At 37.0% G+C, this 12686-nt stretch carries 17 protein-coding genes; all 17 read right to left on the bottom strand.

The window, feature by feature from the left end; translation table 11 throughout:
* Positions 1–45 precede the first annotated feature (45 nt).
* The 17 genes from flhB to fliI all read right to left on the bottom strand — a co-directional run bounded on the left by flhB (position 46) and on the right by fliI (position 12686).
* Complete coding sequence (gene flhB / locus CZ487_RS07685) at positions 46–1128, bottom strand: flagellar biosynthesis protein FlhB (RefSeq protein WP_077211536.1); 1083 nt, start codon at positions 1126–1128, stop codon at positions 46–48.
* Positions 1129–1905 (bottom strand): flagellar biosynthetic protein FliR, encoded by a 777-nt coding sequence (gene fliR / locus CZ487_RS07680; protein WP_077211535.1) that lies wholly within the window; start codon positions 1903–1905, stop codon positions 1129–1131.
* Between the two features lie 4 nt (positions 1906–1909).
* Complete coding sequence (gene fliQ, locus CZ487_RS07675) at positions 1910–2179, bottom strand: flagellar biosynthesis protein FliQ (protein WP_077211534.1); 270 nt, start codon at positions 2177–2179, stop codon at positions 1910–1912.
* Positions 2180–2193: 14 nt separating this feature from the next.
* A complete protein-coding gene (gene fliP, locus CZ487_RS07670; RefSeq protein WP_077211533.1) occupies positions 2194–2859 on the bottom strand; it encodes a flagellar type III secretion system pore protein FliP in 666 nt (221 codons plus the stop codon).
* Positions 2856–3536 (bottom strand): flagellar biosynthetic protein FliO, encoded by a 681-nt coding sequence (locus tag CZ487_RS07665; RefSeq protein ID WP_237562814.1) that lies wholly within the window; start codon positions 3534–3536, stop codon positions 2856–2858. Before CZ487_RS07665 ends, fliP begins: the two co-directional genes overlap by 4 nt.
* 72 nt (positions 3537–3608) lie before the next feature.
* A complete protein-coding gene (locus CZ487_RS07660) occupies positions 3609–3971 on the bottom strand; it encodes a response regulator (protein ID WP_077211532.1) in 363 nt (120 codons plus the stop codon).
* A gap of 19 nt (positions 3972–3990) precedes the next feature.
* Positions 3991–5301 (bottom strand): flagellar motor switch phosphatase FliY, encoded by a 1311-nt coding sequence (gene fliY, locus CZ487_RS07655; protein ID WP_077211531.1) that lies wholly within the window; start codon positions 5299–5301, stop codon positions 3991–3993.
* Positions 5291–6289, bottom strand: a complete 999-nt coding sequence (gene fliM / locus CZ487_RS07650; protein WP_077211530.1) for a flagellar motor switch protein FliM — start codon at positions 6287–6289, stop codon at positions 5291–5293. Before fliM ends, fliY begins: the two co-directional genes overlap by 11 nt.
* A gap of 44 nt (positions 6290–6333) precedes the next feature.
* On the bottom strand, positions 6334–6759 hold the full coding sequence (gene fliL, locus CZ487_RS07645; RefSeq protein WP_077211529.1) for a flagellar basal body-associated protein FliL: 426 nt from the start codon (positions 6757–6759) through the stop codon (positions 6334–6336).
* Positions 6749–6967: a flagellar FlbD family protein gene (locus CZ487_RS07640; RefSeq protein ID WP_077211528.1), complete on the bottom strand. Its 219-nt coding sequence runs from the start codon at positions 6965–6967 to the stop codon at positions 6749–6751. The genes fliL and CZ487_RS07640 overlap by 11 nt, the downstream gene beginning before the upstream one ends.
* Positions 6968–7019: 52 nt before the next feature.
* Entirely contained in the window at positions 7020–7856 is an 837-nt protein-coding gene (gene flgG / locus CZ487_RS07635; protein WP_077211527.1) for a flagellar basal body rod protein FlgG, read from the bottom strand.
* 80 nt (positions 7857–7936) lie between these two features.
* Positions 7937–8320, bottom strand: coding sequence for a TIGR02530 family flagellar biosynthesis protein (locus tag CZ487_RS07630; RefSeq protein WP_077211526.1), 384 nt, complete (start codon positions 8318–8320; stop codon positions 7937–7939).
* A 54-nt stretch (positions 8321–8374) separates the two neighbouring features.
* Positions 8375–8836 carry a flagellar hook assembly protein FlgD gene (flgD, locus tag CZ487_RS07625; protein ID WP_077211525.1) on the bottom strand — a complete coding sequence of 154 codons (462 nt, stop codon included), beginning with the start codon at positions 8834–8836 and terminating at the stop codon, positions 8375–8377.
* Positions 8837–8845: 9 nt separating this feature from the next.
* Positions 8846–10231 carry a flagellar hook-length control protein FliK gene (locus CZ487_RS07620; RefSeq protein WP_077211524.1) on the bottom strand — a complete coding sequence of 462 codons (1386 nt, stop codon included), beginning with the start codon at positions 10229–10231 and terminating at the stop codon, positions 8846–8848.
* A gap of 34 nt (positions 10232–10265) precedes the next feature.
* Positions 10266–10862, bottom strand: a complete 597-nt coding sequence (locus tag CZ487_RS07615) for a MotE family protein (protein WP_077211523.1) — start codon at positions 10860–10862, stop codon at positions 10266–10268.
* Positions 10863–10870: 8 nt separating this feature from the next.
* Complete coding sequence (gene fliJ / locus CZ487_RS07610; protein ID WP_077211522.1) at positions 10871–11314, bottom strand: flagellar export protein FliJ; 444 nt, start codon at positions 11312–11314, stop codon at positions 10871–10873.
* Positions 11315–11375: 61 nt separating this feature from the next.
* The gene (fliI, locus tag CZ487_RS07605; RefSeq protein WP_077211521.1) at positions 11376–12686 is read right to left on the bottom strand and encodes a flagellar protein export ATPase FliI; all 1311 of its coding nucleotides are present in this window, start codon (positions 12684–12686) and stop codon (positions 11376–11378) included.

Genomic DNA, 12686 nt, shown 5'->3' with positions numbered 1-12686 from the left:
CAATTTATAGAAAGCTTGGAACAACTATTCCTATAAGCATTGCATTTAAATTTTTCTTTTTGTTTTATAAACATAAGCCAGGATTTCAGCTACTGCTTTAAAAAATTCTTCAGGAATCGTTTGGCCAATTTCTGTCTGGCTGTATAATGCCCTTGCTAAAGGCCGATTCTCTACCTGTATTACTTCATTTTCTTTGGCAATATACTTAATTTTTTGAGCAACGAAATCGACCCCTTTTGCCACAACAAAGGGTGCATCAGACTTTGTTTCATCATACTTAAGGGCTATTGCATAATGAGTTGGGTTAGTAATGACAACATCTGCATTGGGAACCTCTTGCATCATCCGTCTCATTGCCATTTCTCTTTGGCGTTGTTTGATTTTAGATTTAATGAGGGGGTCCCCTTCCATATTTTTGTGTTCGTCCTTTATATCTTGTTTTGACATACGGATATTTTTTTCAAAATCATACTTCTGATAGAGATAATCTAGTACAGCCAAAAAAATCAATACCGCCGAAGCAATTAAACCCATTTGTACGGTTAAGTTTGCAATTGTAGCAAGCCCAGCTCCTACGCTTTTTTGTGCCAAAATAAGGATCTCTTCTTTCCTAATCCATAAAACTGAAAACGTAACTGCACCTACAAAACTTATCTTTAATATCGATTTTAATAACTCCACGATCGCTCGAACCGAAAATATTCTTTTAGCGCCTTTAATCGGATCGATTTTCTCCAGCTTTGGCTGAATTGCTTCTGTCGAAAATAAAAAGCCAAACTGCATATAATTTGCAATAATGCCGGCGATCATAGCGACTGCCATAATTGGTGCTAGTACCAATATAAGCTCTTTTAAGACATCCAAAAAAATAACTTGCACATTACTTGCAGTTAAGTTCATAAGCATATAATCCTCAAACGCATGACGAAAAATATACAATAAAATATTATAAAAGTACTTACCTGCAAAAAGCAGAATAAAAAATACAGCTAATAACACAATCGCCGTATTGATATCTTGGCTTTTTGCAACCTGTCCTTTTTTCCTGCTATCTTGACGTTTTTTAGGTGTTGCTTTTTCTGTTTTTTCTCCAGCAAAGAACTGTAAATCTAATTGTAGAAGTTTCATTTATAAGCCTCCAATAAGATCCATAAGGCTTCTCATTGTTACAAGCATGTATTCGAATAATTGTGAGACCACTCCAAACATCACAGCCATGACAGCAATAAGGACGATAAAGCTGACACCTATTTTTAATGGCAGGCCGACTACAAAGACGTTTAATTGTGGTACTGTTCTTGCTACAATTCCCAAAGCGACATCAACAAGAAATAAACTAGCGACAACCGGTAAGGACATCTGGAGCGCAATCATAAACATTGCTGAAAATGATTTGACTATGAATAAAATTAGTGACTCGTCTCCAAAGGGTATCCAAGCCTGATCTAATGGCACAAATTGATAACTATAATAAATTCCGTCTAAAAGTAAGTGATGTCCATTTACACTAAGCAAAAAAAGTAAGCTGATCGTATAAAGGTATTGACCCGTCAACGGACTTTGTGCTCCTGTCTGTGGGTCAATAACATTCGCAATTGCAAATCCCATTTGAAAATCGATAAACCCTCCGGCAATTTGAATAGCTGATAAAATTAAATAAGCAATGAATCCAACCATTAATCCCACGAGCGCTTCTTTCATAACCAATAAAAGGTATTCCCCGTTTATTTCAAGGACCGGAGCATCAATGGTATAAAACATGATCCAAGCAAGAAATAATCCAAAACCAGCCTTATGTGTTGTCGGAATGTTACGATAAGAAAAAAGGGGCATCATGATAAAAAATGAAGTGACCCTAACAAAAACTAATAAAAAGACTGGAAATTCTGGAAGTAAATCAACCATATGATCATCCTATAAATCTAGTTAGATTAGAAAAGATATCGTTCGCATAAGAAAGCATTCTACTTAGCATCCATGGTCCGAAAAATACTATTCCCACTAGAACTGCGACAATTTTGGGGACGAATGCAAGAGTCTGCTCCTGAATTTGTGTGGTTGCTTGAAAAATACTAACGATAAGCCCTACCACTAAAGCCAAAAGCAGCAACGGACCACTTATTAAAAGCACAGCCCAAATTCCTTGTTCTGCTATCGTTATTACACTATCTGGAGTCATTATTGTTCACCTGCTTAAAAGCTATCTAATAGAGATTTGACCACTAAGTACCATCCATCAACCAATACAAATAAAAGGATTTTAAACGGCAGTGAAATCATGACAGGAGGCAGCATCATCATTCCCATTGACATCAGTACACTGGCTACAACCATATCAATCACTAGAAAAGGGATAAAAATCATAAAACCTATTTGAAATGCCGTTTTAATTTCACTTATTGCAAATGCGGGCACAAGCGTTGTCAATGGGATGTCTTCAATGGACTCAGGTCTATCCGCCTGAGAATACTGTAAAAACAAAGCTAAATCCTTTTGTCTAGTATGCGCACTCATAAATTCTTTAAAAGGAAGGGATGCCCTTTCGTACGCTTCCTCTAAATTAATCTCTTCATTAAATAAAGGTGTTAAGGCTTCGTCATTAACCTCTTGCAATGTTGGAGCCATAATAAAAAAGGATAAAAATAGAGATAAACCAATAATAACTTGATTGGGTGGCATTTGCTGTGTAGCAAGCGCCGTTCTGACAAAGGAAAGAACGATCACAATTCTAGTAAAAGAGGTCATTAATACTAGAATACTAGGAGCTAGGGTAAGAACGGTCAAAAGCAGTATTAACTTAACAGAAGTTGCCACATTCGCTGGGGAACTATTGTTAAAAAACTCCATAAATTCATTCATCGTTCGTCTGGCCCTTTCTTCTCCATTTCATCGTATAGTTTTTTTCTGTCCTGAGACATATGATCTAGCTGATTCTTTAATACAGAAGAAAAAGAGCTAGCTTCCTTTTCACGTTCTTTTTCCTGGGTTGTTAATGCTTTTCTTAAATTCAAAACCTTTGTCACAATATCGCTTGGACTGGTTAGCTGTTCTATTTTGTTATTATGTTCTACGATGATACGACGTGCTTCCTCTTCGTCTTCAATTTCTTTTAACAGCTGTATATTTTCCCCTACACCTAATACTAAAACCCGGCTTCCCACTTTAATGATCTGCACCGAGCGGTTTGCACCAAGGGAAGTACCTCCGATGTTTTCAACCACTTGTGATGATTTATAAACATGACTTTTTTTATTAATAAATTTAAGTAAGAGATAGAGAAGTGCAACCACAAAGATTGTTGCAAATATCATCTTTATGAAATCCCACGCGGTTACACCGACAGTATTCTCGTTAATATTTTCTTTATTACCATTGTCTGTATCTTCCGGGATTAGGTTTTCTTCACTGCATTTTTCAGGCTGTTCTATACAATCCTTAACACTGTTTACTTCTTGTGCTGAAACTCCCAACTGGGAGTTTGTCCAAACAAAGATTAATAGAAACAATACCTTAATCAATTGATGTTTACTTTGCAACTGGATGCACCTCTAATAAAAAATTTACATTGACTGTGATTTTGAGAACACCGTGTTTTCTCCGATAATAAGTTATCCCAATGTTTTAGAAATAGCTTCTATCACACGATCTGCCTGGAATGGCTTTACAATAAAATCCTTAGCTCCTGCCTGAATAGCATCTATGACCATTGCTTGCTGCCCCATGGCAGAACACATGATTACTTTAGCTTGTGGATTTATTTTCTTAATTTCTTTTAATGCCGTGATTCCATCCATTTCAGGCATTGTAATATCCATTGTTACTAAATCTGGCTGTGTTTCTTTGTATTTCTCTACCGCTTGTGCACCGTCCGCAGCTTCTCCGACTACTTCAAAGCCATTTTTTGTTAATATATCCTTTATCATCATTCTCATAAATGCTGCATCGTCAACAATCAAAATCCTTTGTCCCATTATCTAATACCTCCATTTTTTATCTAAGTTTTTTGATACGGTCGCTCTGACTTATGATATCAGTTACCCTAACTCCAAAGTTCTCATCGATTACTACGACTTCTCCTTTGGCTATCAACCGATTATTGATTAAGATATCAACAGGCTCCCCTGCTAATTTATCAAGTTCAATAATCGAACCAGAAGAAAGACTAAGAATATCTTTGACTGAACGCTTCGTTCTTCCTAGCTCAACTGTTACCTGAAGCGGGATATCCATTAACATATTTAAATTTTTTGTTTCAGCTTCTTGCATATGGTGCTGTTCAAAACTAGAAAAGGCTGCAGGTTGAACAACTGGTTGTTCCCCTCCTGGATAGGCTGCTCCATAATGCTGTGGACCCTGTTGAGATTGGGCGGCATGCTGTGGAACTTGGTATCCTGTCCGCGCCTGTGCAAATTGTTCACTTTGCTGATATGGATATGAATTTGGATTAGCTGCAGGTTCAGATGGTCTGGAACCAAGCGGCAAATCATTTGTGCTAGGATACATTGGCGGCTGCACCTCATGTGAATAAGGTATGTCACCTAAACTATCCTGTACTTTAGCGTCATCAACAAATTCTGTTTTTTCTAGAGTTGCCGACGCTTGCTCCATGCTTTCAGGATTTAACAATTCTTGAACCAACCCTTTAGCGAAATCAAGGGGCAGTAATTGCATGATATTTGAGTCAATTAACTCTCCCACTTTTAAACTAAAGGAGATTTTAACGAGTATATCGTCATTTGGAATTCTATCAGTGCCTTCTCCTTGATTAAGGTCCAACATATCGATAGAAGGCGGAGAGATATCAACTCTTTTACTAAAAATGGTCGACATTGATGTGGCTGAAGACCCCATCATCTGATTCATAGCTTCTTGAACAGCACTTAATTGTATCTCACCCAAAAGCTCACTTGGATTAACTCCGTCCCCACCGAGCATTAAATCTGCAATGATCGCTGCATCCTCTTGCTTAATGACAAGTAAATTTGTACCAGAAAAACCTTCTGTGTATTTCACCTGAATCGCTACATAAGGATGAGGAAACTCCTCATGCAATTTCCCTTTAGCTATTATCATCACAGTTGGTGTGGTAATCTCTACTTTTTGATTTAATAGTGTTGAAAGAGCCGTAGCCGAACTCCCAAAAGAAATGTTCCCTACTTCGCCCAGCGCATCACGTTCCATTGGTGAAAGAAAATCTTCTACAGCCATTGCATCAGAATGATCTTCTTCAATATCTAGTTCATCAGTACCTCTTAACAATGCATCTATTTCATCTTGAGAGAGCATATCATCACTCATCATCGTCGTCTCCCTCCTTTACTGTTTCTAAAACTTGAATGGCAATTTTTTTGTTCATTTTTCCTGGCTGTCCTTTAAATTTAGGAGTATCCCCAACTTTTATCATTAACGGTTCATCAATTCGCTGATTCAGTTCAATAACGTCTCCGACATCAAGCATTAAAAAATCTTCGATTGATATTTCAGAAGATCCTAATTCCACTTTAATTGGAACCTCTGCTCTCTTAATACGTTTTTCCAAAACCTCGAGTTCCTGGGGTTCACTTGCCTTTTTCTCATTTTGCATCCAGTAATGAACAGAAAGCTTTGGAATGATCGGTTCCAAGACCACATGAGGAATACAAATATTGATCATTCCCGTGGTCTCACCGATAACGGTATTTAACGATATGACCACTACCGTCTCATTTGGAGAAACCATTTGTAGAAACTGTGGGTTCACCTCAAAATCGGTTAACATCGGATCTATATCCGCTAATGTTTCCCAAGCTTCACGCAAATTTTCAAAGGACCTTTCAAAGGTATTGGACATAATCTTCGTTTCAATTTCAGTTAAGTTTTCTACTTTATTAATACTCGTCCCTTTGCCACCCATCATTCGATCCATCATCGCATATGCGATATTTGGATTTACTTCCATTAAGATCCGCCCATCTAATGGCGGGACTTCAAAAACATTTAAGATCGTCATTTTTGGAATGGAGCGGATAAATTCTTCATAGGGAATTTGATCAGCAGACGCTACTGTAATTTGTACATATGTCCTCAATTGAGCCGAGAAAAAAGTGGTGAGGAGTCTTGCAAAATTCTCATGTATCCTTGTTAAACTTCTTACTTGATCTTTTGAAAATCGAAGTGCTCTTTTAAAATCATAAACCTTTACTTTTTTCTCTGTCGTTTCTTTCTTAAGCTCATCTGCATCCATTTCCCCAGTAGACAAAGCAGAAAGCAGGGCATCTATTTCACTTTGTGATAAAACCTCTCCAGACATGAATCCTCACCTCCACCTGTCTTAAATTCAGTCTGTAATTGTCATTATTGGAGGAGAGATTCAGTAATATAGACTTTCTCCACTGTTCCTTCTTGCATGATTTCACTAATTTTCTCTTTAAGATCTTCTTCGAGCTTTGTTTGACCCTCTGCGCCTCTTAACTCGTCAGATGTTCTCTCAGAAAGTGTATGGATGATGATATTTTTCACTTGGAAATCTCTCTTTTCCAATTCTTCCTTTGCCTTCTTGTTATCGGTTTGTATCTTAAATGAAATTCTAATATAGTCATCGTTCGCTAAGTTAGTGGTCATTTGCGGAATATCCACAGATGCTTCTAAGATTTCATCAATAGTCGGTTCTTTATTCTCTTCTTCACCTGTGAATTTTAAAACTACCACGAGCGCAACAGCACCAACGAGAGTGATCGCAATTAATATAATTAACATAATCATGACTAGTTTATTTTTCATGCTCAACCCCCTCCTGATACCGCCCTATAAGAGTAACAGATTGATAGAATGTTTTTACTAATTCCACAACCTCTTCCTCTGTCTCCTTAACGACATACTTTTTTCCATTGGAAAGCGTTATGGTCGTATCTGGAAAAGCTTCAACTGTTTCAATATATATGGCATTGATAATAAAGGATTTTCCATTTAATCTAGTAACGTTTATCACAGTTTTAATCAGGACTGAAAAGCGACCTATTCAGTCCTGTCCCTCCCTTAGCCTATCGTTTTAAATTCACTAACTCTTGGAGAATTTCATCTGAAGTTGTAATGATTTTTGTATTTGCTTGGAATCCACGTTGTGCAACGATCATTTCTGTAAATTCTTCGGAAAGATCGACGTTGGACATTTCGAGTGCACCAGAGACAATTTTCCCTGCACCATCCACACCTGGTGCAAGTAATTCCACTTCATCTTCAACATCTTCGCTGGCATTAGCAGTATTTCGATATAAATTCTCGCCAGCTTTTTCGAGTCCAGCATTATTCCTGAATCTAGCGATACCGATTGGGGAAGTTTCCTCGGGAGCCCCATCTACAATGTAGGTTATAGTTCCATCTGTACCGATGCTTAAATTTGCAATTTCGTCTGTGGCTCCTCCATTTATTTGGATTGCACCGCTTTCCTCGTCAAGGATGTAATCTCCAGCAGAAGTTACTAAATACCCTTGATTATCTAGATATAAATTACCTGCTCTAGTAAATAGCATTTCTCCATCATCTGCATTCCCTCTTCGGACTGCAAAATAACCGTCACCAGAAATCGCTAAATCAAGAACACGTCCAGTTGTTTGGGTGCTTCCTTCCGTATCAATTGTATCAATAGCAGCAATTTGTGAACCTAAACCCACTTGTTTAGGATTGACACCGCCCGCTCCATCTCCTCTATCAACATTACCAGTTGCTCCTGAAATCGTCTGACTTATCATCTCTTTAAAAACAACACGACCTTTTTTAAAACCAAAAGTGTTTACATTGGCAATATTATTTCCAATCACATCTAATTTTGTTTGAAAATTTTTCATTCCGTTTATTCCTGAATACATTGAACGTAGCATAGTTAAATACTCCTTTCTGTTGAACTGCTTCTATCGGTCCACAGCCCAGGCTTCCTTATCGGTCCAGCCATTCTTATAGATTAAATTACAATTGTTCCATTTATATTTGTAAAAATTTGTGATTTAGCTTCATGGGAATCCATGGCAGTTATAACTGTGTTATTTTTAGCACTCACAATTAACGCGGCATTATCTAATAAGACAAGTGAGTCCTTAACACCTAATTTCTTTGCCTCATTCACCTTTTGTTGGATTTGATCCCAGCTGCGATCACTAATATGTATATCCCTTTGCAGCAATCGCGCCTTTGCATGTTTACTAATAATTAATGTATCGTTTGCCTCTATCGCTTGTTGAAATTGCATTGCAAACGAATTTGTTGAAAGTTCCTTCGATTTCGCTGACCGTATATTCCCAGTAGGTATCGGCTGTGATTGTATCGGTCTAAAAACAGACTTGTCCATCCAATCACTTCTCTCCTTTTAATTTCACACTTATGTTCGATTTAAATAGATTAACTACTTACGAGACTCTTTTAATTCAGAGATATTCTCTGGTTCTAATATTGTTTGATCTTCTAGTGTGAAAGTGGCAGTACCATTTTTAAATTGTACAGAAACCACTTTACCAGAACCTTCTTGAATTGTAGGTTCTTCACCATCATTTTCTGTCTCCACAATTTTATGCCAACTTACTTCCTTACCAATAAATTGACTATATGAAATAAGTTGATTTTGTTCTTGTGATTCCACAAGCCGCAATATGTTCGTATTCATATTCGTAATCTGTTCTAAAGTAGAAAATGTCGCCATTTGCGAGATAAACTCTTTATCTTCCATAGGGCTAGAAGGGTCTTGGTTTTGTAGCTGAACCATCAATATTTTTAAAAAATCATCTTTACCTAGATTATTAGAGCCTGTTTTTTTTTGTTCTTTTTGATGGTTTGATAAATATAAGGATGTATCAATCGTATTTGCCATGGTATCCACCTATATTTTCAAATTTAAAAACGCATCTTCAAACGAAGTATTAAACTCACTCTCGTCATTCAATTCATCAAGTTGACGATGTCCTGGTCTTTCTTGGTGCTGCTGTCCAGATTGCTGTTGGCCATCTTTGTTTAAAAACTTTTCCTGTTGCTGAGACATTTGTTGAGAAATTTCAATTTTGTCCACCTGAATGTTTTGTGAACTGAATGCTTGTCTTAAACCATTTATTTGTGATTCTAAAGTATCCTTTGCTGCTAGTGTTGATGTGAGAATTCTTGCAACAATACCAGTTTCTCTTTGAATTAATTCAATACGCAATGAGCCGAGATGTTCAGGGCTTAATTTAACTAACATTCTTTGTTGGCCAACACCGTTAGTAAGATGACTTTTGGTTAATATACTTTCAAATTGTTTTATTAACTCAGTAGTAGAAATCTGCTTGCCTGATTGATTTAACATTAATGTTAGTTGCTCAGGCCTACCTAGTTGTTGAAGGTTAAACCCATTTGCTATTTCCATTTTATTTGTTCTGGACTTTTGTTCAATACCATCATCTAGAATTGAATACGATAGATTTGTTACTTCTTTCAATTCATTGACAGATGATAATCCGAACTGTTTATGGTTAGTAGAATTTTGAAACAGGGAAAAGCCATTAATTATTCTAGACTTTAGAACAGTTTTCGCTTCATTTTGTTCCTTTTTTATCAAAGTTTGTCCGTTTAGTTCAGCCTGAAGTGTTCCAATAGTTTTTTGAAGATATTCCATTCGAGTAGAATGTTTGCCCTCAACTAAACCTTCACTTTTTCCCTTGGACGCTAACCATTCAATCTTCTTAGTTAACTGTTGAATAATTTCTTTCAAGGTTGTCTTTTCAACACTAGAATCTTGACTATTTACATCAAACAACTCAATACTCTTCGCGACCTTTAAAATATTTTGCAAGTTACTGTCGAGACTATTCTTAAAATCATTCATTGGTAATGAAGCGGCCTCAGTTAAGACCAAGATTAAATCTCTAATATCTAAGGCATTGATTTTGTCTATATTAGCTTTAGTAATTCCATCTTCAAGCATGGCAATTTCACTCTTTGTTGAACTGTTATTTAATTGTCCATCAAATGCTATTAAATCTGTTTTCAGATTCGAATTTACGGCTTCAATCAGCTCCAGTCCGCCCTCAATATCTAAAATATCTTCAGTTTTTAAAAATTGGAGTAACTCAACCAAATCCTCTTCAGAGATGCTGTCGTTTAACTCTTCATCACCAGGAGTTTCTGTCACTAACGAACTGAAGACCCCAGCAAAGTCTTTAGTCGACGTTGGTTGATTATTTTTATTTATATTAGATATCGTATTAACCATTCCTAATCCACCAATCTCCACTTTTTCACCTCCTTTCAAAAGAATAGAATAAGCATTAATTATTAGCTTCAGATGTTAACATTTCTGTATATTTTGCAGCGACATCAGGATTCAAATTTTCCAGGATAGCTGCCAGGGAGTCTGCGTTGATATTTGTTAAAATTTCTAAAGCCTCCTGATCTTCCATTTCTGTCAGTACAGGTGCTGCTTTTTTTGCTGACATCGACTCATATGTTTTAATAATATCTTTAAAAGCACGCTTATTTTCCTCTTGAATTGCTATTAAATCATCAATCTGCTGCTGCAGATTTTCCACCTCTAACATCGCTTCTTCAACTTCTTTGTCTTTTGTTTCCATCTCTTTTTGTAGCTGCCCGATTAGAGTTTCACGATCCTTAATTTCACCTTCAAGTTCGAGAATGCTCATTTCCCATTTTTCAACCGTTTTGGTTTCTTCTCCTTGCAATAATCCCGAAAGAAAAGGAACCTTTTGTCCGAATTCCTTTGCCTTTTCAAACACATTGATTCCAGCAAAAGAAAAAACAATTAACGCTACAACAATCGCAAACATTGCAGGGATGAGTGCTGTAAATAAAAACCACTGGAGTTTATTTGGTTTTTTCTTTTGTCCTTCTTCTACTGTCTTTACCATTTAATCACCTAGCTTCCTCGGTTCATATAATGTTGAATCGAGATATCATCCATTTGTTTGCTCTCTACTATTTTTAATTCTTGGAAGAATTGAGAACGGTCTTTTTCGTGAATTTTTTCAATCTTCCTTACCTCGATATTTTTATTCATCAGCTTTTCTTGGTATAGATTCATGCGATTTCTAGCATTAATGACCATCTTTTGATGATGATTAATTGTCTTTTCAAGGTTATCCAAAAATAATTGATGATGACGGATCTCCTGAACTGATAAACCATTTAACATTCGTGCAGATTGATGCTCTACAATATCTTCTTTTTTCTTTAAGAGTTCATAAAGTTTTTCAGCTGCTTCCTCAAACTTCTTAACCGTTTCCTGATATAGAGACATTGCTTCATCTTTTTCTCGTTCCTTTAAATGAAGCACCCTGCCGAATTTAGATTCATAAACCATAAACTATACACACCTTTACTCCTAGAGTGCATCTGGATCTTAAAAGGACCCTATCTAACTACTAATCTGCAATTAAACGATAAAGTTCATTCATACTGTCCTGTATTGAAACCGACTCGCTTGTTTCTTGTTTCATAAAGTTTATAATTTCCGGGTATAGACGAATCGCCTCGTCAATTTGTTTAGAAGAACCTCTTTTATAAGCACCTATATTAATTAAATCTTCCGAGTTCATATACGTACTCAATAGATCTCTTAGCTTCTCCGCTGATTTCCTATGTTCATCTGTGACGATTTGGTTCATGACACGACTTACACTTTTTAATACATTTAGAGCAGGGTACTGTCCCTTGTTCGCCAAGGCACGGTCCAGTACAAAATGTCCGTCAAGAATCCCCCGGACTGCATCAGCAATCGGCTCATTCATATCATCTCCATCCACTAGGACGGTATAAAAAGCCGTAATAGAACCATTCATATTTGTTCCTGTTCTTTCAAGAAGCTTCGGTAAAATTGCGAATACGGAAGGAGTATATCCTTTGGTTGTTGGCGGTTCGCCTATTGCCAATCCTACTTCTCTCTGTGCCATAGCAACACGTGTCACCGAATCCATCATTAACATGACATTTAATCCTTTGTCACGAAAATATTCCGCAATTGCGGTTGCCGTAAATGCACCTTTGATTCTCATTAGTGCTGGTTGATCGGAAGTAGCCACAACGACAATCGAACGCGATAGTCCTTCTGGTCCTAGATCCCTCTCGATAAACTCACGTACTTCACGACCACGTTCACCGATTAAGGCTATTACATTTAAATCTGCCTTAGTATTTCTCGCAACCATCCCAAGTAAGGTACTTTTTCCCACGCCGCTTCCTGCAAAAATACCAACCCTTTGACCGTTTCCAACTGTTAATAGACTATCAATCATTTTTACGCCAACCTGAATAGGCTCACTTATTGGCGGTCTAGTTAACGGGTTGGGAGGATCTTGCTCTGTAAAAACAGCGGATAGCCCCCTTGGCAATGAAGAGCCATCTAATGGATTACCTAAAGAATCAATAACATTACCTATTAATCCAGAGCCCACCTTAATTTCTAATGGTTTTGATGAACCTTCTACAAGACTGCCTGGTGAAATATCATTGACTGAAGTGTATGGCATTAAAATAATGTTTTCTTCTTTAAACCCCACTACTTCTGCCTGTATTTTCCTTTTTTGGTTATGTCCAACATGAATAAAGCAAACATCACCAATCGAACTTTCCGGGCCCTGCGATTCAATCATAAGACCCACTACTCTTTTTACTCTGCCGTACCTTTTGTAAGAGTCTATTTGTTTTATCTGTCCGATTAAATCAGCTGCCTTCAC

This window comes from Robertmurraya dakarensis (assembly GCF_900156875.1).
GTDB classification, from domain to species: Bacteria; Bacillota; Bacilli; order Bacillales; family Cytobacillaceae; genus Robertmurraya; species Robertmurraya dakarensis.
The sequence above is the reverse complement of the archived record's forward strand: the minus strand, read 5'-3'. Positions and strand labels throughout refer to the sequence as shown.

What these genes read in the sequence shown, in the direction of transcription:
- flhB (WP_077211536.1), bottom strand. Translation starts at nt 1,128, where the DNA reads ATGAAACTTCTACAATTAGATTTACAGTTCTTTGCTGGAGAAAAAACA.
- fliR (WP_077211535.1), bottom strand. Translation starts at nt 1,905, where the DNA reads ATGGTTGATTTACTTCCAGAATTTCCAGTCTTTTTATTAGTTTTTGTT.
- fliQ (WP_077211534.1), bottom strand. Translation starts at nt 2,179, where the DNA reads ATGACTCCAGATAGTGTAATAACGATAGCAGAACAAGGAATTTGGGCT.
- fliP (WP_077211533.1), bottom strand. Translation starts at nt 2,859, where the DNA reads ATGAATGAATTTATGGAGTTTTTTAACAATAGTTCCCCAGCGAATGTG.
- CZ487_RS07660 (WP_077211532.1), bottom strand. Translation starts at nt 3,971, where the DNA reads ATGGGACAAAGGATTTTGATTGTTGACGATGCAGCATTTATGAGAATG.
- fliY (WP_077211531.1), bottom strand. Translation starts at nt 5,301, where the DNA reads ATGATGAGTGATGATATGCTCTCTCAAGATGAAATAGATGCATTGTTA.
- fliM (WP_077211530.1), bottom strand. Translation starts at nt 6,289, where the DNA reads ATGTCTGGAGAGGTTTTATCACAAAGTGAAATAGATGCCCTGCTTTCT.
- fliL (WP_077211529.1), bottom strand. Translation starts at nt 6,759, where the DNA reads ATGAAAAATAAACTAGTCATGATTATGTTAATTATATTAATTGCGATC.
- flgG (WP_077211527.1), bottom strand. Translation starts at nt 7,856, where the DNA reads ATGCTACGTTCAATGTATTCAGGAATAAACGGAATGAAAAATTTTCAA.
- CZ487_RS07630 (WP_077211526.1), bottom strand. Translation starts at nt 8,320, where the DNA reads ATGGACAAGTCTGTTTTTAGACCGATACAATCACAGCCGATACCTACT.
- flgD (WP_077211525.1), bottom strand. Translation starts at nt 8,836, where the DNA reads ATGGCAAATACGATTGATACATCCTTATATTTATCAAACCATCAAAAA.
- CZ487_RS07615 (WP_077211523.1), bottom strand. Translation starts at nt 10,862, where the DNA reads ATGGTAAAGACAGTAGAAGAAGGACAAAAGAAAAAACCAAATAAACTC.
- fliJ (WP_077211522.1), bottom strand. Translation starts at nt 11,314, where the DNA reads ATGGTTTATGAATCTAAATTCGGCAGGGTGCTTCATTTAAAGGAACGA.